The following is a 22,379-nucleotide window of genomic DNA, read 5'->3' as shown; positions in this document are numbered from 1 at the left end:
AGCGCTCGCCGCTTCTTCGGCCGGGATGAGATCCTGGATCGCGTATGTCTACGCACCCCGCCCCCGGCGCCTCCGTTCCGGGCACTCCCGCCGCCGACTTCGGCGGCCTCGCATCCCGCCTGGCCGAGCTGTCCCTGCGCGACGCGCACCGCCTCGGGCGCAGGCTCGAAGGCGCGCGCAGGATCCGCAAGCCGGAGGCCCGTGCCGCCGTCCTCGCCGAGATCGGGGCGGAGGTCGCACAGGTCGAGGAACGGGCGGCCCTGCGACGCGGCCGCGTGCCGGCCGTGTCGTACCCCGAGCAGCTTCCGGTCAGCCAGAAGAAGGACGAGATCGCGGCCGCCATCCGTGATCATCAGGTCGTCATCGTCGCCGGTGAGACCGGCTCCGGAAAGACCACGCAGATTCCCAAGATCTGTCTTGAGCTCGGGCGCGGTGTCCGCGGCATGATCGGGCACACACAGCCCCGTCGTATCGCCGCCCGCACCGTGGCCGAGCGCGTCGCGGAGGAGCTGCGGACCCCGCTCGGCGAGGCCGTCGGCTGGAAGGTGCGGTTCACCGACCAGGTGAACCCGGACGCCACCTTCGTGAAGCTGATGACGGACGGCATCCTGCTCGCGGAGATCCAGACCGACCGCGAGCTGCGCGCCTACGACACGATCATCATCGACGAGGCCCACGAGCGGTCCCTCAACATCGACTTCCTGCTGGGCTATCTGGCCCAGCTGCTGCCACGCCGACCGGACCTCAAGGTCGTCATCACCTCCGCGACCATCGACCCGGAGCGCTTCTCCCGGCACTTCGGCGACGCCCCGATCGTCGAGGTCAGCGGACGCACCTACCCGGTCGAGGTCCGCTACCGGCCGCTCCTCGAGGAGGACGCCGAGGACGCCGACCGCGACCAGATCACCGCGATCACCGACGCCGTCGAGGAACTGATGGGCGAGGGGCAGGGCGACATCCTCGTCTTCCTCTCCGGCGAGCGGGAGATCCGCGACACCGCGGACGCGCTGGAGAAGAAGAAGTACCCCCGCGCCGGGGGCGCTGACTGGCAGGGCACCGAGGTCCTGCCGCTCTACGCCCGGCTCTCGCACGCCGAGCAGCACCGGGTCTTCCAGCAGCACACGGGCCGCAGGATCGTTCTGGCGACGAACGTGGCGGAGACGTCCCTGACCGTCCCGGGCATCAAGTACGTCATCGACCCGGGCTTCGCGCGCATCAGCCGCTACAGCCACCGCACCAAGGTCCAGCGCCTGCCCATCGAGCCGATCTCGCAGGCCAGCGCCAACCAGCGCAAGGGCCGCTGCGGCCGCACCAGCGACGGCATCTGCATCCGGCTGTACGACGAGGACGACTTCGTCGCCCGCCCCGAGTTCACTGACGCGGAGATCCTGCGCACCAACCTGGCGAGCGTCATCCTGCAGATGACCGCGGCCGGCCTCGGCGACATCGAGAAGTTCCCGTTCATCGACCCGCCGGACCACCGCAACATCCGGGACGGCGTCCAGCTGCTCCAGGAACTGAACGCGCTGGACCCGGCCGAGAAGGACCCCCGCAGGCGGCTCACCCCGACCGGCCGCAAGCTGGCCCAGCTGCCCGTCGACCCGCGCCTCGCCCGCATGGTTCTGGAGGCCGACAGGAACGGCTGTGTGCGCGAGGTCATGGTGATAGCCGCCGCGCTCTCCATCCAGGACCCGCGCGAGCGCCCGGCCGACAAACAGACGCAGGCCGACCAGCAGCACGCCCGCTTCCGGGACGAGACGAGCGACTTCCTCGCCTACCTCAACCTGTGGCGGTACGTCCGCGAGCAGCAGAAGGAGCGGGGCTCCTCCTCCTTCCGGCGTATGTGCAAGCAGGAGTACCTGAACTTCCTGCGCATCCGTGAGTGGCAGGACATCTACTCGCAGCTGCGCACGGTCGCCAAGCAGATGGGCATTCACCTGAACGAGGAGGACGCGCCCGAGCAGAGCGTCCACGTCTCCCTCCTCGCGGGTCTGCTGTCCCACATCGGCATGAAGGACGTGAAGACCGCCGGAGCGGAGGGTGGGAGAAACACAGGCAAGAACGAGTACCTGGGCGCGCGGAGCGCCAAGTTCGCGATCTTCCCCGGGTCGGCCCTCTTCAAGAAGCAGCCCCGCTTCTTGATGTCCGCCGAACTGGTGGAGACGAGCCGCCTGTGGGCCCGCGTCAACGCGAAGATCGAGCCCGAGTGGGTCGAGCCGCTCGCCGGGCACCTCCTGAAGCGGACGTACAGCGAACCGCGCTGGGAGAAGGACCAGGCGGCCGTGATGGCGGACGAGAAGGTCACGCTGTACGGCGTCCCGATCATCGCCCAGCGCAAGGTCAACTACGGCCGGATCGACCCGGAGACCTCCCGCGACCTGTTCATCCGCAACGCGCTGGTGGAGGGCGACTGGCGCACGCACCACAAGTTCTTCTCCGACAACCGCCGCCTCCTCAGCGAGGTCGAGGAGCTGGAGCACCGCGCGCGGCGCCGGGACATCGTGGTCGACGACGAGACGCTGTTCGACTTCTACGACCAGCGGGTGCCGGAACACGTCGTCTCGGGGGCGCACTTCGACTCCTGGTGGAAGCACGAACGGCACGAGCAGCCCGACCTCCTCGACTTCGAACGCGAGATGCTCATCCGGGAGTCGGCGGAGGCGGTCACCAAGGCCGACTACCCGGACTCCTGGCGGCAGGGCCCGCTGAAGTTCCGTGTCACGTACCAGTTCGAGCCGGGGGCGGACGCGGACGGCGTGACCGTCCACGTCCCCCTCCAGGTGCTCAACCAGGTCACGGACGAGGGCTTCGACTGGCAGATCCCCGGGCTGCGGGAGGAGGTCGTCACGGAGCTGATCCGTTCCCTCCCCAAGCCGATCCGGCGCAACTACGTGCCCGCGCCGAACTTCGCGAAGCGTTTCCTGGACCAGGCGGTCCCCCTGCGGGAGCCCCTGACGACCGCCATGGCCCGGGAGCTCAAGCGGATGGTCGGCGTCCCCTTCGAGGCCGACGACTTCGACTGGTCACGGCTGCCCGACCACCTGAAGATCACGTTCCGGATCGTCGATGAGCGACGCCGCAAGCTGGCCGAGGACAAGGACCTGGAGTCCCTGAAGCTGCGACTGAAACCGAAGGCCAGGCAGGCCATCTCCCAGGCGGCCGCGGCCACCGCCGAGCGGCAGGGCGGCGAGTCCCTGGAGCGCTCGGGCCTGACGGACTGGACGATCGGCACCCTCACCCGCGTCTTCGAGACCCGCCGCGCCGGCCAGCCGGTGAAGGCGTACCCGGCACTCGTCGACGACGGACCGGCGGCGAACACCGTCTCCGTGCGCCTCTTCGACACGGAGGCGGAACAGGCCGAGGCCATGTGGAAGGGCACCCGCCGGCTGATCCTGCGGAGCATCCCGGTCAACCCGGCAAAGTTCGCATCCGAGAAGTTGACGAACGTTCAAAAGCTGGCGCTGTCCGCGAATCCGCACGGGTCCGTCCAGGCGCTGTTCGACGACTGCGCGATGGCCGCGGCGGACCGGCTGATCGCCGACTTCGGCGGGCCGGCCTGGGACGAGGAGTCGTACCGCAAGCTGTACGAGAAGGTGCGCGCGGAGATCGTCGACACGACCGTGCGGGCCGTCGACCAGGTGCAACAGGTCCTCGCGGCCTGGCAGTCCTGTGAGCGCCGCCTGAAGGGCGTGCGCAGCCCCGTACTGCTGGCGAACCTGACGGACGTGCGCACACAGCTGGACGCGCTCGTGAAGCCCGGCTTCGTGACCTGGGCGGGGCTGCGCCGGCTGCCCGACCTGATGCGCTACCTGGTGGCCGCGGACCGCAGGCTGCAGCAGATGCCGACCGGCGCGCAGCGGGACACCGCGCGCATGGAGAAGGTCCACGAGATGCAGGACGAGTACGCGTGGCTGCTGGAACAGCTGCCCGCGGGCCGGCCGGTGCCCCGGCAGGTCCTGGAGATCCGCTGGATGATCGAGGAGCTCCGGGTCAGCTATTTCGCCCACGCGCTGGGCACGGCCTACCCGGTCTCCGACAAGCGGATCGTGAAGGCGATCGACGCGGCGGCACCGTGACGGCTCGCTCACGGAGAGTGAGTTCGACCACCGGGCTCACCCTCCTGTACAGTCCTTCTCGCAGCGCAACGCAACATCAAGTGCCGCAAAAGCAAGGTCCTGTGGAGCAGTTTGGAGTGCTCGCCACCCTGTCAAGGTGGAGGCCGCGGGTTCAAATCCCGTCAGGACCGCAGTGAGAGCCCGGATCTTCGGATCCGGGCTCTTTCGCGTTCCCCCGAGAACCTTTCGCGTCCCCCACGGGCGTTCCGCGTGCCCCACGGGCGTGCCGCGTGCCCCTGTGCCGCGGCGAGCGCCCGGCGACGCCCTTGACGGCGTCACATTCGGCCGGTACCCCAGAACTCAGGGCCCGTTCCCCGCGGCGCCCGCGTGGAGGTGGGGCATGACGGCATCGGTCAGGCACGAGACGCGGGCCCTGCTCCGCGCGCACCTGTCGGCCGCGTCGTCCTACCGGCACCTGACCCGGCACTGCCCGATCTGCCACCGCTTGCTGAAACTGGCGATGGACGGCGCGCCTTGGGGCGCCCAGGCCCTCGAAGGGGCCGCTCCGGGGCCCGTCGAGGACGAGAGCCCCTCCCGCCGCGGCACGGACGCGGCCGGCGCCGCGCACCCGGCCCACACCCCACCCGCGACCGACCCGAAGGGCGCCCCCGATGCCCACCCGGTGTGACGCGGCGAGCCGCGGACCGTACCCACAACCGGACTCCTGTGGCACAGTGAAGTTCAATCGTCTACTAGCGCACGTGACTCACCGGTAACAAGCCCTTTGGTATGTGACGGGTGTCACTGCATGAGTTTTGAAAACCCGGGTTCTTACCACGCTCCTACAACTGGTCAATTTAATATGTGCAATTGCACCACTCCGGAGGATGCCCCCCGGAACCCTCCCAGAGCCTCCCCAGACTCCGACAAGGTCGCTCACAGAGCCACTTGATACCACCCGGGGAGCGACCCCAAGTGCGCTCGAGCGCACAAAAAAGATCGCGCCGGACTCGGCGGAGTCCGGCGCGATCGACGACGTTTCCCTAGGGATGCGGGGCCTGTTGGGGCAGGACCCACGTCGCTTGATGCCAGTTCTCGGGCGTGCGCTCAGGTGGGGGAACCTGACGGATTGCCCGATATGCGGTTGTCAGGCCTCGCTGCGCTGCTGCGGGATACCCGCGAGCAGTGCGCGGACCTCAGCCTCGCGATAACGGCGATGCCCGCCGAGCGTGCGGATCGACGTGAGCTTGCCGGCCTTCGCCCACCGCGTGACCGTCTTGGGGTCGACGCGGAACATCGTGGCGACCTCAGCCGGGGTCAGCAGCGGCTCAGCATCAGGGGTGCGAGCGGTCATGAGCGGCCTCCTCGGGAGAACCGATCGTTCTCGGTTCTTTCCTCTAAATTCTGCACCTTGACCCGCGTTGCCCGAAATGGCGGATGCGGGTCGAGTCGGTTATAGGACGAACGGCTTGTCCTCGGCACTACAACTACACCATCCGTCCAGCCGCGTCGGCCAAACCGATGGAATTGCCCCCCAGGTGTTCATCGGCGACGGAAGCCGATGGACCATGCCATAGCGGACAGTCACACCACTGTGACGATCAGTCACAGGGTGATCGCGAGCCGCCAGGCCCCGCAAAGCACGCAATACCGAGATTCCCCCCACGATGGAACATAAGTAGGCGGACGGAGTCCTCCCCGGACTCCTTGTCCTATTTTGGCACGAGGAGGGGCAACCGGCGCAAGGGCCGTGTACGTGCGCTCCATCACCCTTGCGACAAAAGCCCGGATCGGGACCTACGTCCCGTCAGTTCCGTGAAGTGCCGCCGACCGTACGCTGTTCGGCCTCCGCACGGCCGTGACGTACGTCACTTATGACAGCGTTGTCGTATCTGTCACACCGTCAGTTCACGGCTCGGCCGGTTCACAGCCCGGTCAGTTCGCCGAACGCCGGTCCCGTACCGACCGCCACCGCTCGACGAGCCGCGCGTACGCCTCACCGGCCGCCGCGCCGTCCCCGGTCCGCAGCGCCTCGATGCCCTCGGCCACGTCCCTCGCCGAGTGATCGTCCTCGAGATCACCGGCCGGAAGCACGTGCACGAGACCGCCGTAATCCAGTTCCACAAGCGAACGCGGATGGAACTCCTCCAGCCAGCGGCCCACGTCCAGCAGACCCTCCACGAGCGGCCCCTCGTCCATGGAGTCCTTCAGCGTGCGCAGCGAGCGGGCCACCCGGCGGCGCGCCTGCACCATCGGTGTGCGGTAGCGCAGCACCGGGGCGACCTCCCCGGTCCCCTTCTCGTACGCGCGCTCCTCGTCGGAGACCAGCACGAACCAGTGGAGCGGCACCTGCCAGACCGCCATGCGGATCCACGGGCGGGCGTCGGGGTTGCTCTCCAGCCAGCGTTCGTGGTCCTGGGCGGCCTGCAGGCGCACCACCTCGGGGAGCGCCGCCTCCAGAACCGGCCGGGGCAGTTCCTCGTCGAGTTCCGCCAGCGCCAGCCAGCCGCGCAGCCGGGTGCGCCAGGGGCAGACGCAGAGCACGCCGTCCACCTCGGTCACGAACGCGTCGCCGCTCTCCTGCACCGGTGCCGCGACCGGCGGGGTGGGCAGCAGGCCGGCCAGCGAGCGGCGCAGCTCGTCCTGGTAGGAGGGCAGGTCGGGGCGGCGGGCGTAGCGGGCCCAGTGGGTGCGCTCGGGCTCGGGGAAAGCCGCCAGCGGCTCGTACACGCGCAGATAGACCGCGTACGGAACGATCACCGAGGACACCTTGGGCACGCCTGCTCCCTCCCCCTTCGGCCGACGGGGAAACCCCTGCGAATCGTCCCACGGCGGCACGCCGCGAGAAGGTGATCCCACGCACTGCGAGATCGGCGGGCCGTGCAGGCTCTACGCTCAGAACACAGGTCCCGCCACCCTTACGGTGCCTGTGCCCCGACCGCCGCTAGTTACCCGGGAGTCACCACAGTGACCGACGTATCCGGCGCACCTGCTGATGTACTGCGCACCCTGTTCCACTCGGACCAGGGTGGCCATGAGCAAGTCGTGCTCTGCCAGGACCGTGCGAGCGGCCTCAAGGCCGTCATCGCCCTGCATTCCACCGCTCTGGGCCCCGCCCTCGGCGGCACCCGCTTCTATCCGTACGCGACCGAGGCGGAGGCCGTCGCCGACGCGCTGAACCTCGCGCGCGGGATGTCGTACAAGAACGCCATGGCCGGGCTGGACCACGGCGGCGGCAAGGCTGTGATCATCGGTGATCCCGACACGATCAAGTCCGAGGAGCTGCTGCTCGCGTACGGCCGTTTCGTGGCTTCCCTCGGCGGTCGCTATGTGACCGCCTGCGACGTCGGCACCTATGTCGCCGACATGGACGTCGTGGCGCGCGAGTGCCGCTGGACGACCGGGCGCTCGCCGGAGAACGGCGGCGCGGGCGACTCCTCCGTACTGACCGCCTTCGGCGTCTACCAGGGCATGCGGGCCTCCGCACAGCACCTGTGGGGCGACCCGTCGCTGCGCGGCCGCACCGTCGGCATCGCGGGCGTCGGCAAGGTCGGCCACCACCTCGTCCGGCATCTGCGCGAGGAGGGCGCCCAGGTCGTGATCACGGACGTCCGCGCGGACGCGGTGCGCAGGATCCTCGAGCAGCACCCGGAGGGCGTGACGGCCGTCGCGGACACCGAGGCGCTGATCCGGGTCGAGGGTCTCGACATCTACGCACCCTGCGCTCTCGGCGGGGCGCTCGACGACGACTCGGTGCCGGTGCTGACGGCGAGAATCGTCTGCGGCGCGGCCAACAACCAGCTCGCCCATCCGGGCGTGGAGAAGGACCTCGCCGACCGCGGGATCCTCTACGCGCCGGACTACGTGGTGAACGCCGGCGGGGTCATCCAGGTCGCCGACGAACTGCACGGCTTCGACTTCGACCGGTGCAGGGCGAAGGCGGCGAAGATCTTCGACACCACACTCGGAATCTTCGCACGTGCGAAGGAGGACGGGATTCCGCCGGCCGCGGCGGCCGACCGGATCGCCGAGCAGCGGATGCACGAGGCGGCTCGGGCGCGCGGCTGGTGATCTTCCGGCGGGGCCTCAGGGCGTCCCGTCCGGGGGTTTCGGCGGTACCGGCCGGTGGAAAGTTAGAGAGAACTCTCACTCCTCCCGGCGGGTCGCCCGCCGATAAGTGGTTAAAATCGCCACTGACCAGCGAGGACGGGGCGCTCGAAGGGTGCTGCGCACACGCGCGTGGTACGGGCGACGTACCGTACGGGCGTGGGCTCAGGTACCGTGGGAGCCCTACGACGGGCTCTCCATGGAGAGGCCGTCCTGGATCATGAACGCGTGTCAACCTGGGGCCGTCGAGCCCCGTCGTTGAGGGGGTCGAGCCATGGGGCGCGGCCGGGCCAAGGCCAAGCAAGCGAAGGTCGCCCGCCAGCTGAAGTACAACAGCGGCGGGACGGATCTCTCGCGCCTGGCCGAAGAGCTGGGCGCATCGCCATCGAACATTCCGCCGAACGGTCAACCGTTCGAGGATGATGACGATGAGCAAGACGACGACCCGTACGCACGGTACGCCGAGCTGTACGGGGACGACGACGAGGATGACGGCGAGGACTCCTCGCAACACCGTCGCGGCGCTTGACCTTGTACTGAGCACTCACCCGGTCGGTGACTTCGGTCACCGACCGGGTCTTGTGCTGCCTGCGTGGCCACCCGCCGTCCGGCGGTCCTACGCGGCGTAGTCCCCGACCAGCTCCGCGCCGGTCGGGTGCTCGGCGCGCTCGGTGATCTCGCCGGCGATCCAGGCCTCGACGCCGCGGTCGGCCAGCGTCGCGAGCGCGACGTCCGCCGACTCCTCGGGCACGATCGCCATCATGCCGACGCCCATGTTGAGGGTCTTCTCCAGCTCCAGGCGCTCGACCGAACCGGTCCTGCCGACCAGGTCGAAGATCGGGGCCGGGGTCCAGGTGGAGCGGTCCACGACGGCGTGCAGCCCGTCCGGGATCACGCGGGCCAGGTTGGCCGCGAGGCCGCCTCCGGTGATGTGCGAGAAGGCGTGCACGTCCGTGGTGCGGGTGAGGGCCAGACAGTCCAGCGAGTAGATCTTGGTGGGCTCCAGGAGCTCCTCGCCGAGGGTGCGGCCGAGCTCGTCGATCCGCGCCTCCAGCGACAGGCCGGCCTCGTTCAGCAGGACGTGCCGGACCAGCGAGTACCCGTTCGAGTGAAGGCCGGAGGCCGCCATGGCGATCACCGCGTCACCCGTACGGATGCGATCCGGGCCGAGCAGCCGGTCGGCCTCCACGACGCCCGTGCCGGCGCCGGCGACGTCGAAGTCGTCCTCGCCGAGGAGACCCGGGTGCTCGGCCGTCTCGCCGCCGACCAGGGCGCAGCCGGCGAGCACACAGCCCTCGGCGATGCCCTTGACGATGGCGGCGACCCGCTCGGGGTGGACCTTGCCGACGCAGATGTAGTCGGTCATGAACAGCGGTTCGGCGCCGCACACCACGATGTCGTCCATGACCATCGCGACCAGGTCGTGGCCGATGGTGTCGAACACGCCGAGCCGGCGCGCGATGTCGACCTTGGTGCCGACGCCGTCCGTGGCGGAGGCGAGCAGGGGGCGCTCGAAGCGCTTGAGGGCGGAGGCGTCGAAGAGGCCGGCGAAACCGCCGAGGCCGCCCAGGACCTCGGGGCGCTGCGTCTTCTTCACCCACTCCTTCATCAGCTCCACGGCGCGGTCGCCGGCTTCGATGTCGACGCCCGCAGCTGCGTAGCTGGCACCAGTTGTCTCAGACATGACGGTGAGAACTTTCGTGTCGTACGGCGGGTGTGACGGGCTGTCTACGGACGGCGGATCGCGTCGGCCGCGGCCGTGGCGGCCGGACCGGCGGCCAGCTCCGTCTCCAGGAGCTGCTTGCCGAGCAGCTCGGGATCGGGGAGCTCCATCGGGTACTCGCCGTCGAAGCAGGCGCGGCAGAGGTTCGGCTTGGCGATGGTGGTCGCCTCGATCATGCCTTCGATGGAGATGTACGAGAGCGAGTCGGCGCCCAGGGAGGTGCCGATCTCGTCGATGGTCATGCCGTTGGCGATCAGCTCCGCGCGCGTGGCGAAGTCGATGCCGAAGAAGCACGGCCACTTCACGGGCGGCGAGGAGATGCGGATGTGCACCTCGGCCGCGCCCGCCTCGCGGAGCATGCGGACCAGGGCCCGCTGGGTGTTGCCGCGCACGATCGAGTCGTCGACGACGACCAGGCGCTTGCCCTTGATGACTTCCTTGAGCGGGTTCAGCTTCAGGCGGATGCCCAGCTGGCGGATCGTCTGCGAGGGCTGGATGAACGTCCGGCCGACGTAGGCGTTCTTCACCAGGCCCGCGCCGAAGGGGATGCCCGACGCCTCGGCGTAGCCGATGGCGGCGGGGGTGCCGGACTCCGGTGTCGCTATGACGAGATCGGCGTCGACCGGCGCTTCCTTGGCGAGCTTGCGGCCCATCTCCACACGGGAGAGGTACACGTTGCGCCCGGCGATGTCGGTGTCCGGACGAGCCAGGTACACGTACTCGAAGACACAGCCCTTGGGCTTCGCTTCCGCGAACCGGGAGGTCCGCAGGCCGTTCTCGTCGATGGCGACGAACTCGCCCGGCTCGATCTCGCGGACGTAGCTCGCCCCGCAGATGTCGAGCGCGGCGGACTCGGAGGCGACCACCCAGCCGCGCTCGAGCCGGCCGAGGACCAGCGGGCGGATGCCCTGGGGGTCGCGGCCCGCGTAGAGCGTGTGCTCGTCCATGAAGACGAGCGAGAAGGCGCCCTTGACCTGCGGGAGGACCTGATGGGCGGCCTCCTCGATGGTCAGCGGCTTGCCGCCCTCGTCGACCTGGGCCGCGAGGAGCGCGGTGAGCAGGTCGGTGTCGTTGGTCGCCGCGACGCGCGGGGTGCGGCCCTCCTGCTTGGGCAGGTCGGCGACCATCTCGGCGAGCTGGGCGGTGTTGACGAGGTTTCCGTTGTGACCGAGCGCGATCGAACCGTGCGCGGTGGCGCGGAACGTCGGCTGGGCGTTCTCCCACACGGAGGCGCCGGTGGTCGAGTAGCGGGCGTGACCGACCGCGATATGACCCTGGAGCGAACCGAGTGAGGTCTCGTCGAAGACCTGGGACACCAGGCCCATGTCCTTGAAGACGAGGATCTGCGAACCGTTGCTGACCGCGATCCCCGCGGATTCCTGACCTCGATGCTGTAGGGCGTAGAGCCCGAAGTAAGTGAGCTTGGCGACCTCTTCACCGGGAGCCCAGACACCGAAGACGCCGCAGGCGTCCTGGGGGCCCTTCTCACCGGGGAGCAGATCATGACTGAGTCGACCGTCACCACGTGGCACGCCACCGAGTGTAGGCGAGATCGACCACTGGTCCGAATTGGGGATACCCGCCGGTAACTGGATCACCGGATGGCCGCGACGACCGCGGTCAAGGCGTTTCCACAGGTCAGGGACGAGATTCGGTGATCCACTCGGGGATCGGGTGGACCATCGGAGCGACCCGGTGGGCACCTGATGCGCGGGCATGAGTGAGCTGTCGCACACCAATAGGGGTGGTGGGCGCCGGCCTGGTCTCATTTCCTGGTCAGTCGGACCTGGTCGCCGTCGGTGGTGCCGAGGGTCAGCGTGGCGCCGTCGACCTCGGCGGTGAGGGTCCCGTCGGCGAGCGTGCCGGCCAGTGTGCGCTCGAACGCCATGGGCTGTTTCTCGCAGGCCATCCTCGTCGACCGCGCGTCGCTGAACCGGACGCGGTCGCCCTGGACGGCGGCTTTCGCGGTGAAGTGGTTGCAGCCGTAGTTGCCGGCCGCCTTCCCGTCCTCGATCTCGACGTACGCGCCGGAAGGGGCGCGCTGGACGGCCCCGTCGACGGTGACGCTGTCGACGTTCCACCTGACCCCGGTGACGGGCTGTTCGGCGCGCACCTCGCCGCTGCCGGGCTGCTCGCCGCCCGCCTTCTCGCCTCCGCAGGCCGCGGCGAGCGGGACGAGCAGGACGGCGGCGGTCAACGCCGTGCGGCGCCGGTACGGGTGCGCGTGCGTGGGGCTGTGCCTCTGCCTGGACATACCGGTTCGACGGGGCAGGTGGGGTGGTCGGTTCCGTCCCGGCCAGGGCCACCGCACCGGCGCTGGCACCGGCACCGGCACCGGCACCGGGTTCAGCCCATCAGGGGGAGCAGCGCCGCGAGGTCCGCCCGCTCGCCGCTCGCCGCGACCTTCGCCTGCTGGACGGCGTCCTCCCAGGTCACCCGGCCGGTGGCCAGCCGGATCCAGGTCAGCGGGTCGGTCTCCACGACGTTGGGCGGGGTGCCCCGGGTGTGCCGGGGGCCCTCGACGCACTGCACGACGGCGTACGGCGGGATCCGCACCTCGGTCGCGCCGCCGGGTGCCTTGGCGGCGAGGGCGTCGGCGAGGAGCCGGGTGGCGGCGGCGAGCGCCTGGCGGTCGTACGGGACGTCCAGACCGGGGACGGCCGCGTTCAGGTCGTCGGTGTGCACGGCCAGCTCGACGGTGCGGGTGACGAGGTAGTCGGCCAGGCTCATGGCGCCGGTGCGGGTCGCCAGCAGCCGGTCGCCGGGGACGGCGGCGAGGGCGGCGGCGAAGCGCTCCCCGGTGCGGGCGTAGAGGACGTCCAGATCGGGGTCGGCCGCGGCGAGCTCCCGGGTGCGCTCGCCGATCTCGGCGGCGCGGGCGGCGGTGGCGAACGGCCACTCCAGGAGGGTGAGCTCCGCCTTCGCGGGTTCGTCCCGCTCGATGTTGCGGCTGACGGTCTCCACCGCCATGGTCACGTGCGCGGCCAGCTCCCGCACGGTCCATCCCGGCAGCCGCGTGGGCAGTGCGAGCTGCTCGGGCGTGAGGGTTCCCACGGCACGTCGCACGTTCCCGAACTGGGCCGTCACCGCGGACCGGGTTTTGGCGGGGTCGTAGGTGCGGGCGCGCTTCTTGGCCGGAGGCATGACGGCGAGCCTATGCCTTGTGATGCAAGGCCTGCATCGGCCGGACGCACACGGATCAGAAGGCCCAGGTCGATCACCCGTGAGTGTGCTGGACGGCGAAAGCCGCCCCGCGACGCCGGGCCCGGACAACGCTGGCCTTCGCCTGGAAGGGGGTGCAACATGACGGTTATGGCCGAGCGCACGTCTCAGATGTCGGTGGAGGAGTTCGAAACGATCGCCTCCGCCGCTCCCGAGACCGTCACGTTGGAATTCATCAACGGACGGATCGGAGTCAAGAAGGTGGCGGACGGAGACCACGACACCATCGTCACCTGGCTGGCCCGGCGCTGCATGCAGACCAGGCCTGACCTGGACCTGTACCAGGGCCGAGGGCTCAGGGTGGAGGCATATCGGGAAGGCAGGGTGAAACCGGACGCGGTGCTCGTACCAGAGGCCCACTTTGCGGGCCAGGGCGAGTGGGCCGACCCGGACGGCGCGCTCATGGTCGTCGAAGTCACCTCGTACGACTCGGACACCGACCGACGGGACCGGCACGAGAAGCCGACCGCGTACGGGCAGGCCGGGATCCCCCTGTACCTCCTTGTCGACCGGGACTCCTGCACGGTCACGGTGCACAGCAACCCGGACCGGCAGGTCGGCGGCTACCGCACCATCGAGACCTCGAAGTTCGGCGAGAAGGTGTGCATCCCCGGTCCGATGAACGTCGAGCTCGACACGGAGATCCTCAAGAACTACGTCCGCTGAACGCCCGACAAGCCGAGAAGGCCCCGCCCGGCAACGTGATCCGGTGGGGCCTTCACCGTCGTACGACCGCCTACGCGAGCAGCCCCGGGATCGTCCCCTCATGGGCCTCGCGCAGCTCCTCCAGGGGCAGTTCGAACTCGCCCTGGAGCTCGACCGTGTCGCCGTCCACGACGCCGATGCGGGTGACGGGCAGACCGCGCGCCCCGCACATGTCGTTGAAGCGGAGTTCCTCGGACCGCGGGACGGCCACCACGGCACGGCCCGCCGACTCGGAGAACAGGAGCGTGAACGCGTCCAGCCCGTCCGGGACGACCAGCCGCGCGCCCTTGCCGCCGAGCAGCGCCGACTCGACGACCGCCTGGATCAGACCGCCGTCCGACAGGTCGTGCGCGGAGTCGATCATTCCGTCGCGGGAGGCGGAGATCAGGATCTCGGCGAGCAGCCGCTCCCGCTCCAGGTCGACCTTCGGGGGCAGGCCGCCGAGGTGGTCGTGGACGACCTGGGACCAGGCCGAGCCGCCGAACTCCTCGCGGGTGTCGCCGAGGAGGTAGAGCAGCTGGCCCTCCTCCTGGAAGGCGACCGGCGTGCGCCGCGCCACGTCGTCGATGACGCCCAGCACCGCGACCACGGGGGTCGGGTGGATGGCCGCCTCGCCGGTCTGGTTGTAGAGGGAGACGTTGCCGCCGGTCACCGGGGTGCCGAGCTGCTGGCAGGCGTCGGCCAGGCCGCGGATGGCCTCCGCGAACTGCCACATCACCGCCGGGTCCTCGGGAGAGCCGAAGTTCAGGCAGTCGGAGACGGCGAGCGGCTTGGCGCCGGTCGTCGCCACGTTGCGGTACGCCTCGGAGAGCGCCAGCTGCGCGCCCGCGTACGGGTCGAGCTTGGCGTACCGGCCGTTGCCGTCGGTCGCGATGGCGACGCCGAGGCCGGTCTCCTCGTCGATCCGGATCATGCCCGAGTCCTCGGGCTGCGCGAGGACGGTGTTGCCCTGCACGAAGTGGTCGTACTGCGAGGTGATCCACTTCTTGGAGGCCTGGTTCGGGGAGGACACCAGCTTCAGGACCTGGTCCTTCAGCTCCTCGCCCGTCGTCGGCCTCGGCAGCTTGTTCGCGTCGTCGGCCTGGAGGGCGTCCTGCCAGTCCGGGCGGGCGTAGGGACGCTCGTAGACCGGGCCGTCGTGGGCGACGGTGCGCGGGTCCACGTCGACGATCTTGCCGCCGTGCCAGAAGATCTCGAGGCGGTCGCCGTCGGTCACCTCGCCGATGACGGTGGCGATGACGTCCCACTTGTCGCAGATCTCGAGGAACCGGTCGACCTTCGCCGGCTCGACGACCGCGCACATGCGTTCCTGCGACTCGCTCATGAGGATTTCCTCGGGCGAGAGCGTGGAGTCGCGCAGCGGTACGTCGTCCAGCGTGACGCGCATGCCGCCGGAGCCGTTGGAGGCGAGCTCGGACGTGGCGCAGGAGAGGCCGGCCGCGCCGAGGTCCTGGATGCCGACGACCAGCTTCTCCTTGAAGGCCTCCAGGGTGCACTCGATGAGGAGCTTCTCCTGGAACGGGTCGCCGACCTGTACGGCCGGACGCTTCGACGGCTTGGCGTCGTCGAAGGTCTCGGAGGCCAGGATCGACGCGCCGCCGATGCCGTCGCCGCCCGTGCGGGCCCCGTAGAGGATGACCTTGTTGCCCGCGCCGGAGGCCTTCGCGAGGTGGATGTCCTCGTGCCGCATCACACCGATGGCGCCGGCGTTGACCAGCGGGTTGCCCTGGTAGCAGGCGTCGAAGACGACCTCGCCGCCGATGTTCGGCAGGCCCAGGCAGTTGCCGTAGCCGCCGATGCCCGCGACCACGCCCGGCAGGACGCGCTTGGTGTCGGGGTGGTCGGCGGCGCCGAAGCGCAGCGGGTCCACGACCGCGACCGGGCGCGCGCCCATCGCGATGATGTCGCGGACGATGCCGCCGACGCCCGTGGCCGCACCCTGGTAGGGCTCGACGTACGAGGGGTGGTTGTGCGACTCGACCTTGAAGGTGACCGCGTAGCCCTGGCCGACGTCGACGACGCCCGCGTTCTCACCGATGCCCACGAGCAGGGCGTCGGACTGGGGGGCCTTCTCGCCGAACTGGCGGAGGTGCACCTTGGAGGACTTGTACGAGCAGTGCTCGGACCACATCACGGAGTACATGGCGAGCTCGGCGCCGGTGGGCCGGCGGCCGAGGATCTCCACGACCCGCTCGTACTCGTCCTTCTTCAGGCCGAGCTCGGCCCAGGGCAGCTCGACGTCGGGGGTCTCGGTCGCGTGCTCGACCGTGTCCAGAGGCGTCCGGCTCATGCGTTGACCAGCTTCTTGAGGATCGAGGTGAAGAACGGCAGACCGTCGGTGCGGCCGGACCCGATGAGGGGTTCGACGGCGTGCTCCGGGTGCGGCATCAGGCCCACGACGTTGCCGGTCTCGTTCGTGATGCCGGCGATGTCACGGAGCGAGCCGTTGGGGTTACCCCGTTCATCGGCGACTCCGTCGCGGGCCAGGTAACGGAAGGCGACCCGGCCCTCGGCCTCCAGCTCGTCGAGCGTGCGCTCGTCGGCGACGTACCGGCCGTCCATGTTCTTCAGCGGGATGTGGATCTCCTGGCCGGCCGTGTAGTCGGTGGTCCAGGCGGTCTCCGCGTTCTCCACCCGCAGCTTCTGGTCGCGGCAGATGAAGTGGAGGTGGTCGTTGCCGAGCATCGCGCCGGGCAGCAGGTGGGCCTCGGTGAGGATCTGGAAGCCGTTGCAGATGCCGAGAACCGGCAGGCCGGCCTTCGCCTGCTCGATGAGGGGCTCCATCACGGGGGAGAAACGCGCGATGGCGCCGGCCCGCAGATAGTCGCCGTAGGAGAAACCTCCGCACAGCACCACGGCGTCGACCTGGTGGAGGTTCTTGTCCTTGTGCCAGAGGGCGACGGGCTCGGCGCCCGCGAGCCGGATCGCACGCTGGGTGTCCCGGTCGTCGAGGCTGCCGGGAAAAGTGACGACGCCAATACGAGCGGTCACTTCGCGGCCCCCGCGACGGCTTCTTCCGACTCGACCCGGACGGTGAAGTCCTCGATCACGGTGTTGGCGAGGAAGGATTCCGCAAGATCATGGATGCGGGCGAGGGCGGCCTCGTCGACCGGCCCGTCAACTTCCAGTTCGAATCGCTTTCCCTGACGTACGTCGGAGATGCCTTCGAAACCCAGCCGCGGCAGTGCGCGCTGCACCGCCTGGCCCTGGGGGTCGAGGATCTCCGGCTTGAGCATGACGTCGACTACGACGCGTGCCACTGGCACTCCCGGTGGTGTGGTGCTGAGCAGGCTCCTGCAGGTGTCTCCAACAGGTGTCTTCAGACTACCCGCACAAAATTTCTACGCGAGTAGAGTTGTAGGAATCTACGTGAGCGCCATCACGATCAGGTATCGGACCAGTGCCTTCGTGGAAATTTCAGGGAAAGATCCGGGGTGCGTCCGCGTTCCCTATTGCCCCGGGACACGCGGACAGATTTAGTCGGGCTTCACATTGCAATGCCGGGCACTGTACAAATGAATTGTCAATAGCCGATACTTTGCCCCATAACAGGCGAACAGTCGACATCTCCGTGGCGTCTCGGCACGTCACCGCAGAGCTGTCGCACGAAGGGACCGATATTCGTGGCGCAGAAGGTCGTGGTCACTCTCTTTGACGACATCGACGGCTCGGAAGCGGCGGAAACGATCGCCTTCGGGCTGGACGGCAAGTCGTACGAGATCGACCTGAATGAAGGCAATGCCGAGAAACTGCGTAAGGCGCTCGCGCCCTACGTGGACGCCGGCCGCAAGCGGTCGAGGTCCGGCAAGGCGTACAAGCAGACGGAGGTCGCCCCCGACCCCGCAGCCGTCCGCGCCTGGGCCCAGGCCAACAAGATGGACGTGCCCGCCCGCGGCCGCATCCCCAAGAAGGTCTACGAGGCGTTCACCGACGCACAGTGAACTCCGCTCCGAGTGCTGGGCCGACGGCCGGTCACCCGCCCCCGGCGGGAACCGACTTGCGCTGTACCCCTCCCGGTCGGCTAGAGTCTGGAGCACGCCGCCGGGCGAGGCCGAAAGGCCCAGCTCACGGAGTACACGCGGGTGTAGTTCAGTAGTAGAACATCCCCCTTCCAGGGGGAAGGCGCAGTGTGCAATTCCTGTCACCCGCTCCGCATCGCCGATCCGACCACGCTTGTGGATCAGGTAGGCTGGTGCTCGCGCCGATCGGTGAAAGCCGGTCGGAGGCAATGCGGACGTAGCTCAGTTGGTAGAGCGCAACCTTGCCAAGGTTGAGGTCGCGAGTTCGAGCCTCGTCGTCCGCTCGGGAATCAGACCCCGGTCCACTGGACCGGGGTCTTTTCGTGTGCCCGGGTGCTTACGGCGCCCGGATCGCCGTGGGCGCGCCGCAGCGGTCGTCTGACATTTGTCATACGCACCGGTGACACCTCGCACTGCCGGGCCCTCCCCTTCGCGGGGAGGCTCGGGACATGGACACGAATGAGCACGTGATCGAGGTCACCGGCCTCCGGCGTGTGTACGGGGGCGAGTTCCAAGCGGTCCGCGGAATCTCCTTCCACGTGCGCCGCGGTGAGGTCTTCGCGCTGCTGGGCACCAACGGGGCCGGGAAGACGTCGACCGTCGAACTGCTGGAGGGGCTCGCGCGTCCGGACGGCGGCCGGATCAGGGTTCTCGGGCACGACCCGTACACCGAGCGGACCGCCGTACGGCCGCGCACCGGCGTGATGCTCCAGGAGGGCGGCTTCCCCTCCGAACTGACAGTCGCCGAGACCGCGCGGATGTGGGCCGGCTGCGTGAGCGGCGCCCGTCCGGCCGGGGAGGCGCTGGCGCTCGTCGGACTCGCCGAACGGGCGGACGTCCGGGTCAAGCAGTTGTCCGGGGGCGAGCGGCGACGCCTCGACCTGGCGCTCGCGGTGCTCGGCGACCCCGAGGTCCTGTTCCTCGACGAGCCGACCACCGGCCTGGACGCCGAGGGCCGGCGCGACACCTGGGACCTGGTGCGCGCGCTGCGCGACGCCGGCACGACGGTCCTGCTGACCACGCACTACCTGGAGGAGGCGGAGAACCTCGCCGACCGGCTGGCCATCCTGCACCGGGGCCGCATCGCCGCCTCCGGAACGCCCGCGGAGGTGACCGGAGCCCAGCCCTCCCGGATCGCCTTCGAGCTGCCCGAGGGGTACTTCGTGGGCGACCTGCCGCCGTTGGGGGAGCTCGGCGTGTGCGGCCACGAGGTCGACGGTCGCGTCGTACGGCTGCGCACACGGGAGTTGCAGCGGACGGCGACCGGGCTGCTGGTGTGGGCCGACCGGGCCGGGGTGCGACTGCGCCGGCTGGACGTGCGGTCGGCCTCGCTGGAGGAGGCGTTCCTCGGCATCGCCCGGGAGGCGTCGGACGAGCCCGAAGGCGACCGGGGCCACCCGGGCGGCCGCGGCGGCCGACGCGACCGGGGTACGGAGGTCGCGGCATGACAGGGACGCACGGCATGGGCGAGGCGCGCGGGACCAACGGGACGGGTGATGTGAGCGGGGCCGATGGAAAAGGCAGTGTGGGCGGGACAGGCAGTGTGAGCGGGACGAGTGGAGTGGGCGGGACGGGCGGTATGAGCGGGACGAGAGGGGTGGGCGGCGGGAACCGCCTGGGCGGGACCACCGTGGAGGGCGCCGCCGGTCGGGCCGGCGGGCGGGCGGACACCACCCCCCTGGGCCGGATGGCCGCCCTCGGCCGGGCCGAGCTGACGCTTCTCGGGCGCGGCAGGAGCACGCTCGCCCTGGCCCTGTTCGTGCCGCTCGTGCTGCCGGTCGGCCTCGCCTCGGCGGTCGACGGCATGGACGTGGCGGACGTCGGACTCAGCGTCGGCCTGGTCCTGCTGCCCGCCGCCATCGGCTTCTCGCTGCTGTTCGGCGTGTACCAGACGCTGTCGTCCGTCTTCACCGCCCGGCGCGAGGAGTTGGTGCTGAAGCGTCTGCGCACCGGCGAGCTGAGGGACGCCGAGATCCTGTGCGGATCGGCGCTGCCGGTCCTCACCATGGGGCTGGTGCAGTCTCTGGTGCTGGTGGCCGGCTCCACCGTCCTGCTCGACGTACCGGCCCCGAAGGCGCCCCAGTCGGCCGTCCTGGGGCTGTTGTCGGGGCTCGTGATGTGCGCGGCGCTCGCGGCGCTCACCGCGGCCCTGACCCGGACCGTGGAGAGCGCCCAGGTCACCACGGCGCCGCTGGTGCTGGTGTCGATGGCCGGCTCCGGGATGGCCGTCCCGCTGGAACTTCTCCCCGACCGGCTCGCGTCCGTCTGCGAACTGCTGCCGCTGTCCCCGGTGATCATCCTGATCCGGGGCGGCTGGACCGGGAGCCTGTCCGCCCACGAGGCCCTCGGCGCCCTGGCGACCGTACTGGCCTGGACCGTCCTCGCGGTGTTTGCTGTACGGCGGTGGTTCCGGTGGGAGCCGAGACGCTGAGGAACGGTGGCGCGGTGTTCGGCTGGATTCGAGGGTGGCACGGACGCCACTGGCGCGAACGCAGCAAGGCGGAGCGGGTCGAGCTGCAGAGCGTGCTCACCTGGTACGTCACGACCTGGAGCTTCTCCCTGTTCTGGCTGGCGCTGCCGCTGGTGGGCGAGATCGACCGCAGACCCCTGCCGCTGGCGCTCGGCGGGTCGCTGCTCCTCGTGGGCGCCCTGCAGTGCGTGGAGACGAACCGGCTCACCCGGTCGGCGCTCGACCACTACCTGGGCCGGGCCGAACTGCCGTCCCGCGCGCTGCGCCCCGCAGCCGCCCTGCTGGCCCTGGAACTGGCGCTGGCCCTCGCGCTCGGCGTGCTGGGCGACACCGACGCCGTGGGCGTCAGGCTGTTCGTCGGGGCCGCGTTGCTGCCCTTCGGACTGCTGTACGGGCTCGTCGCCCCCGTCCCGGTGTTCCTGCGCAGGTCCGCCGTGCTCGCCGTGGTCCTCATGGTCGCGTTCGCCTGGACCGCACCGACCCCCGCCGGCATCCTGGCGGTCGGCGTGCTCACCGCGTTCGGGGCGCTGTTCTCGCTGCTGGTCTGCCGCTGCGGCGCCTGGAACCTGTCCGTGCTCTGGGAGGCGGAGCGGGCCCGCGAGGTCGAGGCCCGGCTCGCCGTCGCCGAGGAGCGGCTGCGGTTCGGGCGGGATCTGCACGACGTCATGGGGCGGAACCTGGCGGTGATCGCCCTGAAGAGCGAGCTGGCCGTGCAGCTGGCCCGGCGCGGGCGGCCGGACGCCGTGGAGCAGATGATCGAGGTGCAGCGCATCGCGCAGGAGTCGCAGCGCGAGGTGCGTGCCGTCGTCCGGGGCTATCGGGAGGCCGACCTGGCGGCCGAACTCGCGGGAGCACAGGGCGTGTTGGAGGCGGCCGGGATCGCGTGCGAGGTGACCGGGGACGTCGGGGCGCTGCCCGCCGAGGTGCAGTCGGCGCTCGGCTGGGTGGTGCGGGAGAGCACCACGAACGTGCTGCGGCACGGGGACGCCGAGCGGTGCTCGGTGACCCTGCGCAGGACGGACGAATACGTGGTGCTCACGGTGGAGAACGACGGTGTCCGGCCGGACGCCCCACCGGACACACAACAGGACGGCACCGTCCGGGACGGCACGGGCCGGCAGGACACCACCCACGGCGGCACGGGCCGGCACGACACCGTCCGTGACGAATCCGGATCCGGCGGCGCGGACAGCCGCGTCCCCGGCAGCCGCACGGGACCCGGGAGCGGCTCCGGCTCCGGCGGCGGCACGCGCTCCGGCAGCCGCACGGGACCCGGCGTCGAGGGCCGTGGTGGGTCGGGGCTCGCGGGGCTGCGGGAGCGGCTGCTCCGGGTCGACGGCACCCTGCGGGCGGACTTCGTCGGGAGCGGCGGGTACCGGGTGATCGCCCAGGTGCCGTTGAGCGGGAAGAGTGCTGTGAAAGAGGTCACTTCATGACGGTGCGGGTGCTGCTCGCCGACGACGAGCACCTCATCCGGGGCGCCTTGGCCGCGCTGCTCTCCCTGGAGGACGACCTGCTGATCGTCGCCGAGGCGGCCACCGGACCGGAGGCGCTGGCGATGGCCCGGGCCCACCGCCCCGACGTCGCCGTCCTGGATCTGCAGATGCCGGGCGCGGACGGTGTGAAGGTCGCCACATCCCTGCGCACCGAGCTGCCGGGGTGCCAGGCATTGATCGTCACCAGCCACGGACGGCCGGGGCATCTCAAGCGGGCGCTTGCGGCAGGTGTGCGCGGGTTCGTCCCCAAGACGGTGAGCGCCCAGCGGCTCGCGGAGATCATCCGCACGGTGCACGCCGGGAACCGTTACGTCGACCCGGAGTTGGCCGCCGACGCGATCTCCGCCGGCGACTCGCCGCTGACCTCGCGCGAGGCGGAGGTGCTCGAACTCGCCGCCGACGGCGCGCCCGTCGCGGAGATCGCCGAGCGGGCCGCACTGTCGCAGGGCACCGTACGGAACTACCTGTCGTCGGCCGTCTCCAAGCTCGGGGCGGAGAACCGGCACGCCGCGGTGCGGCTCGCGCGGGAGCGGGGTTGGGTATAGTTGGCCTCGCGCCACGGCACGTTCACGCCGGCGCAGT

The 22,379-nt window shown here is 70.1% G+C and carries 19 protein-coding genes and 3 tRNA genes; 13 read left to right on the top strand and 9 right to left on the bottom strand.

Features of this window, described 5'->3' with window-relative positions; translation table 11 throughout:
• The first annotated feature begins 44 nt into the window (after positions 1–44).
• From hrpA to C6376_RS10780, 3 genes are all read left to right on the top strand, one after another.
• The gene (gene hrpA, locus C6376_RS10790) at positions 45–4,076 is read left to right on the top strand and encodes an ATP-dependent RNA helicase HrpA (RefSeq protein ID WP_107443219.1); all 4,032 of its coding nucleotides are present in this window, start codon (positions 45–47) and stop codon (positions 4,074–4,076) included.
• Between the two features lie 95 nt (positions 4,077–4,171).
• A tRNA-Asp gene (locus tag C6376_RS10785) sits at positions 4,172–4,246 on the top strand.
• 209 nt (positions 4,247–4,455) lie between these two features.
• Entirely contained in the window at positions 4,456–4,743 is a 288-nt protein-coding gene (locus tag C6376_RS10780) for a DUF6274 family protein (protein WP_107443218.1), read from the top strand.
• A gap of 459 nt (positions 4,744–5,202) precedes the next feature.
• Here the strand turns inward: C6376_RS10780 and bldC are convergent, their stop codons facing one another.
• Both bldC and C6376_RS10770 read right to left on the bottom strand, forming a co-directional pair.
• The gene (gene bldC / locus C6376_RS10775; protein ID WP_003949541.1) at positions 5,203–5,409 is read right to left on the bottom strand and encodes a developmental transcriptional regulator BldC; all 207 of its coding nucleotides are present in this window, start codon (positions 5,407–5,409) and stop codon (positions 5,203–5,205) included.
• Between the two features lie 581 nt (positions 5,410–5,990).
• The gene (locus tag C6376_RS10770) at positions 5,991–6,833 is read right to left on the bottom strand and encodes a hypothetical protein (RefSeq protein ID WP_107443217.1); all 843 of its coding nucleotides are present in this window, start codon (positions 6,831–6,833) and stop codon (positions 5,991–5,993) included.
• 189 nt (positions 6,834–7,022) lie between these two features.
• On the opposite strand from C6376_RS10770, the gene C6376_RS10765 reads away from it, so the two are divergent.
• Entirely contained in the window at positions 7,023–8,126 is a 1,104-nt protein-coding gene (locus tag C6376_RS10765; protein ID WP_107443216.1) for a Glu/Leu/Phe/Val dehydrogenase dimerization domain-containing protein, read from the top strand.
• A 310-nt stretch (positions 8,127–8,436) separates the two neighbouring features.
• On the top strand, positions 8,437–8,691 hold the full coding sequence (locus C6376_RS10760) for a DUF3073 domain-containing protein (protein WP_057576334.1): 255 nt from the start codon (positions 8,437–8,439) through the stop codon (positions 8,689–8,691).
• An 87-nt stretch (positions 8,692–8,778) separates the two neighbouring features.
• On the opposite strand, the gene purM is transcribed toward C6376_RS10760, so the two are convergent.
• The 4 genes from purM to C6376_RS10740 all read right to left on the bottom strand — a co-directional run bounded on the left by purM (position 8,779) and on the right by C6376_RS10740 (position 13,029).
• A complete protein-coding gene (purM, locus tag C6376_RS10755; protein ID WP_107443215.1) occupies positions 8,779–9,846 on the bottom strand; it encodes a phosphoribosylformylglycinamidine cyclo-ligase in 1,068 nt (355 codons plus the stop codon).
• A 44-nt stretch (positions 9,847–9,890) separates the two neighbouring features.
• Positions 9,891–11,417, bottom strand: a complete 1,527-nt coding sequence (purF, locus tag C6376_RS10750; protein ID WP_107443214.1) for an amidophosphoribosyltransferase — start codon at positions 11,415–11,417, stop codon at positions 9,891–9,893.
• Positions 11,418–11,650: 233 nt separating this feature from the next.
• On the bottom strand, positions 11,651–12,139 hold the full coding sequence (locus tag C6376_RS10745; RefSeq protein ID WP_107443213.1) for an META domain-containing protein: 489 nt from the start codon (positions 12,137–12,139) through the stop codon (positions 11,651–11,653).
• A gap of 92 nt (positions 12,140–12,231) precedes the next feature.
• Positions 12,232–13,029, bottom strand: coding sequence for a maleylpyruvate isomerase family mycothiol-dependent enzyme (locus C6376_RS10740; RefSeq protein ID WP_107443212.1), 798 nt, complete (start codon positions 13,027–13,029; stop codon positions 12,232–12,234).
• A gap of 159 nt (positions 13,030–13,188) precedes the next feature.
• On the opposite strand from C6376_RS10740, the gene C6376_RS10735 reads away from it, so the two are divergent.
• Entirely contained in the window at positions 13,189–13,773 is a 585-nt protein-coding gene (locus tag C6376_RS10735; protein ID WP_107443211.1) for a Uma2 family endonuclease, read from the top strand.
• Between the two features lie 70 nt (positions 13,774–13,843).
• Here C6376_RS10735 and purL read toward each other — a convergent pair whose 3' ends face one another.
• Genes purL through purS form a run of 3 tightly spaced genes read right to left on the bottom strand, consistent with a single transcriptional unit; the run spans position 13,844 to position 17,072 of the window.
• Positions 13,844–16,102 (bottom strand): phosphoribosylformylglycinamidine synthase subunit PurL, encoded by a 2,259-nt coding sequence (purL, locus tag C6376_RS10730; protein ID WP_107443210.1) that lies wholly within the window; start codon positions 16,100–16,102, stop codon positions 13,844–13,846.
• Complete coding sequence (purQ, locus tag C6376_RS10725; protein WP_107443209.1) at positions 16,099–16,803, bottom strand: phosphoribosylformylglycinamidine synthase subunit PurQ; 705 nt, start codon at positions 16,801–16,803, stop codon at positions 16,099–16,101. Before purQ ends, purL begins: the two co-directional genes overlap by 4 nt.
• Positions 16,800–17,072 (bottom strand): phosphoribosylformylglycinamidine synthase subunit PurS, encoded by a 273-nt coding sequence (purS, locus tag C6376_RS10720; protein WP_057576348.1) that lies wholly within the window; start codon positions 17,070–17,072, stop codon positions 16,800–16,802. Before purS ends, purQ begins: the two co-directional genes overlap by 4 nt.
• 363 nt (positions 17,073–17,435) lie before the next feature.
• On the opposite strand from purS, the gene C6376_RS10715 reads away from it, so the two are divergent.
• From C6376_RS10715 to C6376_RS10680, 7 genes are all read left to right on the top strand, one after another.
• The gene (locus C6376_RS10715; RefSeq protein ID WP_107443208.1) at positions 17,436–17,753 is read left to right on the top strand and encodes an Lsr2 family protein; all 318 of its coding nucleotides are present in this window, start codon (positions 17,436–17,438) and stop codon (positions 17,751–17,753) included.
• A 137-nt stretch (positions 17,754–17,890) separates the two neighbouring features.
• Positions 17,891–17,962, top strand: a tRNA-Gly gene (locus tag C6376_RS10710).
• A gap of 80 nt (positions 17,963–18,042) precedes the next feature.
• A tRNA-Gly gene (locus tag C6376_RS10705) sits at positions 18,043–18,115 on the top strand.
• Positions 18,116–18,280: 165 nt separating this feature from the next.
• Complete coding sequence (locus C6376_RS10700; RefSeq protein WP_107443207.1) at positions 18,281–19,279, top strand: ABC transporter ATP-binding protein; 999 nt, start codon at positions 18,281–18,283, stop codon at positions 19,277–19,279.
• A gap of 239 nt (positions 19,280–19,518) precedes the next feature.
• Entirely contained in the window at positions 19,519–20,262 is a 744-nt protein-coding gene (locus tag C6376_RS10695; RefSeq protein WP_254076361.1) for an ABC transporter permease, read from the top strand.
• Complete coding sequence (locus C6376_RS10690) at positions 20,244–21,737, top strand: sensor histidine kinase (protein ID WP_254075903.1); 1,494 nt, start codon at positions 20,244–20,246, stop codon at positions 21,735–21,737. Before C6376_RS10695 ends, C6376_RS10690 begins: the two co-directional genes overlap by 19 nt.
• The gene (locus C6376_RS10680; protein ID WP_107443205.1) at positions 21,734–22,342 is read left to right on the top strand and encodes a response regulator transcription factor; all 609 of its coding nucleotides are present in this window, start codon (positions 21,734–21,736) and stop codon (positions 22,340–22,342) included. The genes C6376_RS10690 and C6376_RS10680 overlap by 4 nt, the downstream gene beginning before the upstream one ends.
• Positions 22,343–22,379: the final 37 nt, after the last annotated feature.

This window comes from Streptomyces sp. P3 (genome assembly GCF_003032475.1).
GTDB lineage: Bacteria > Actinomycetota > Actinomycetes > Streptomycetales > Streptomycetaceae > Streptomyces.
This window is presented reverse-complemented; position numbering and strand designations above follow the sequence as displayed.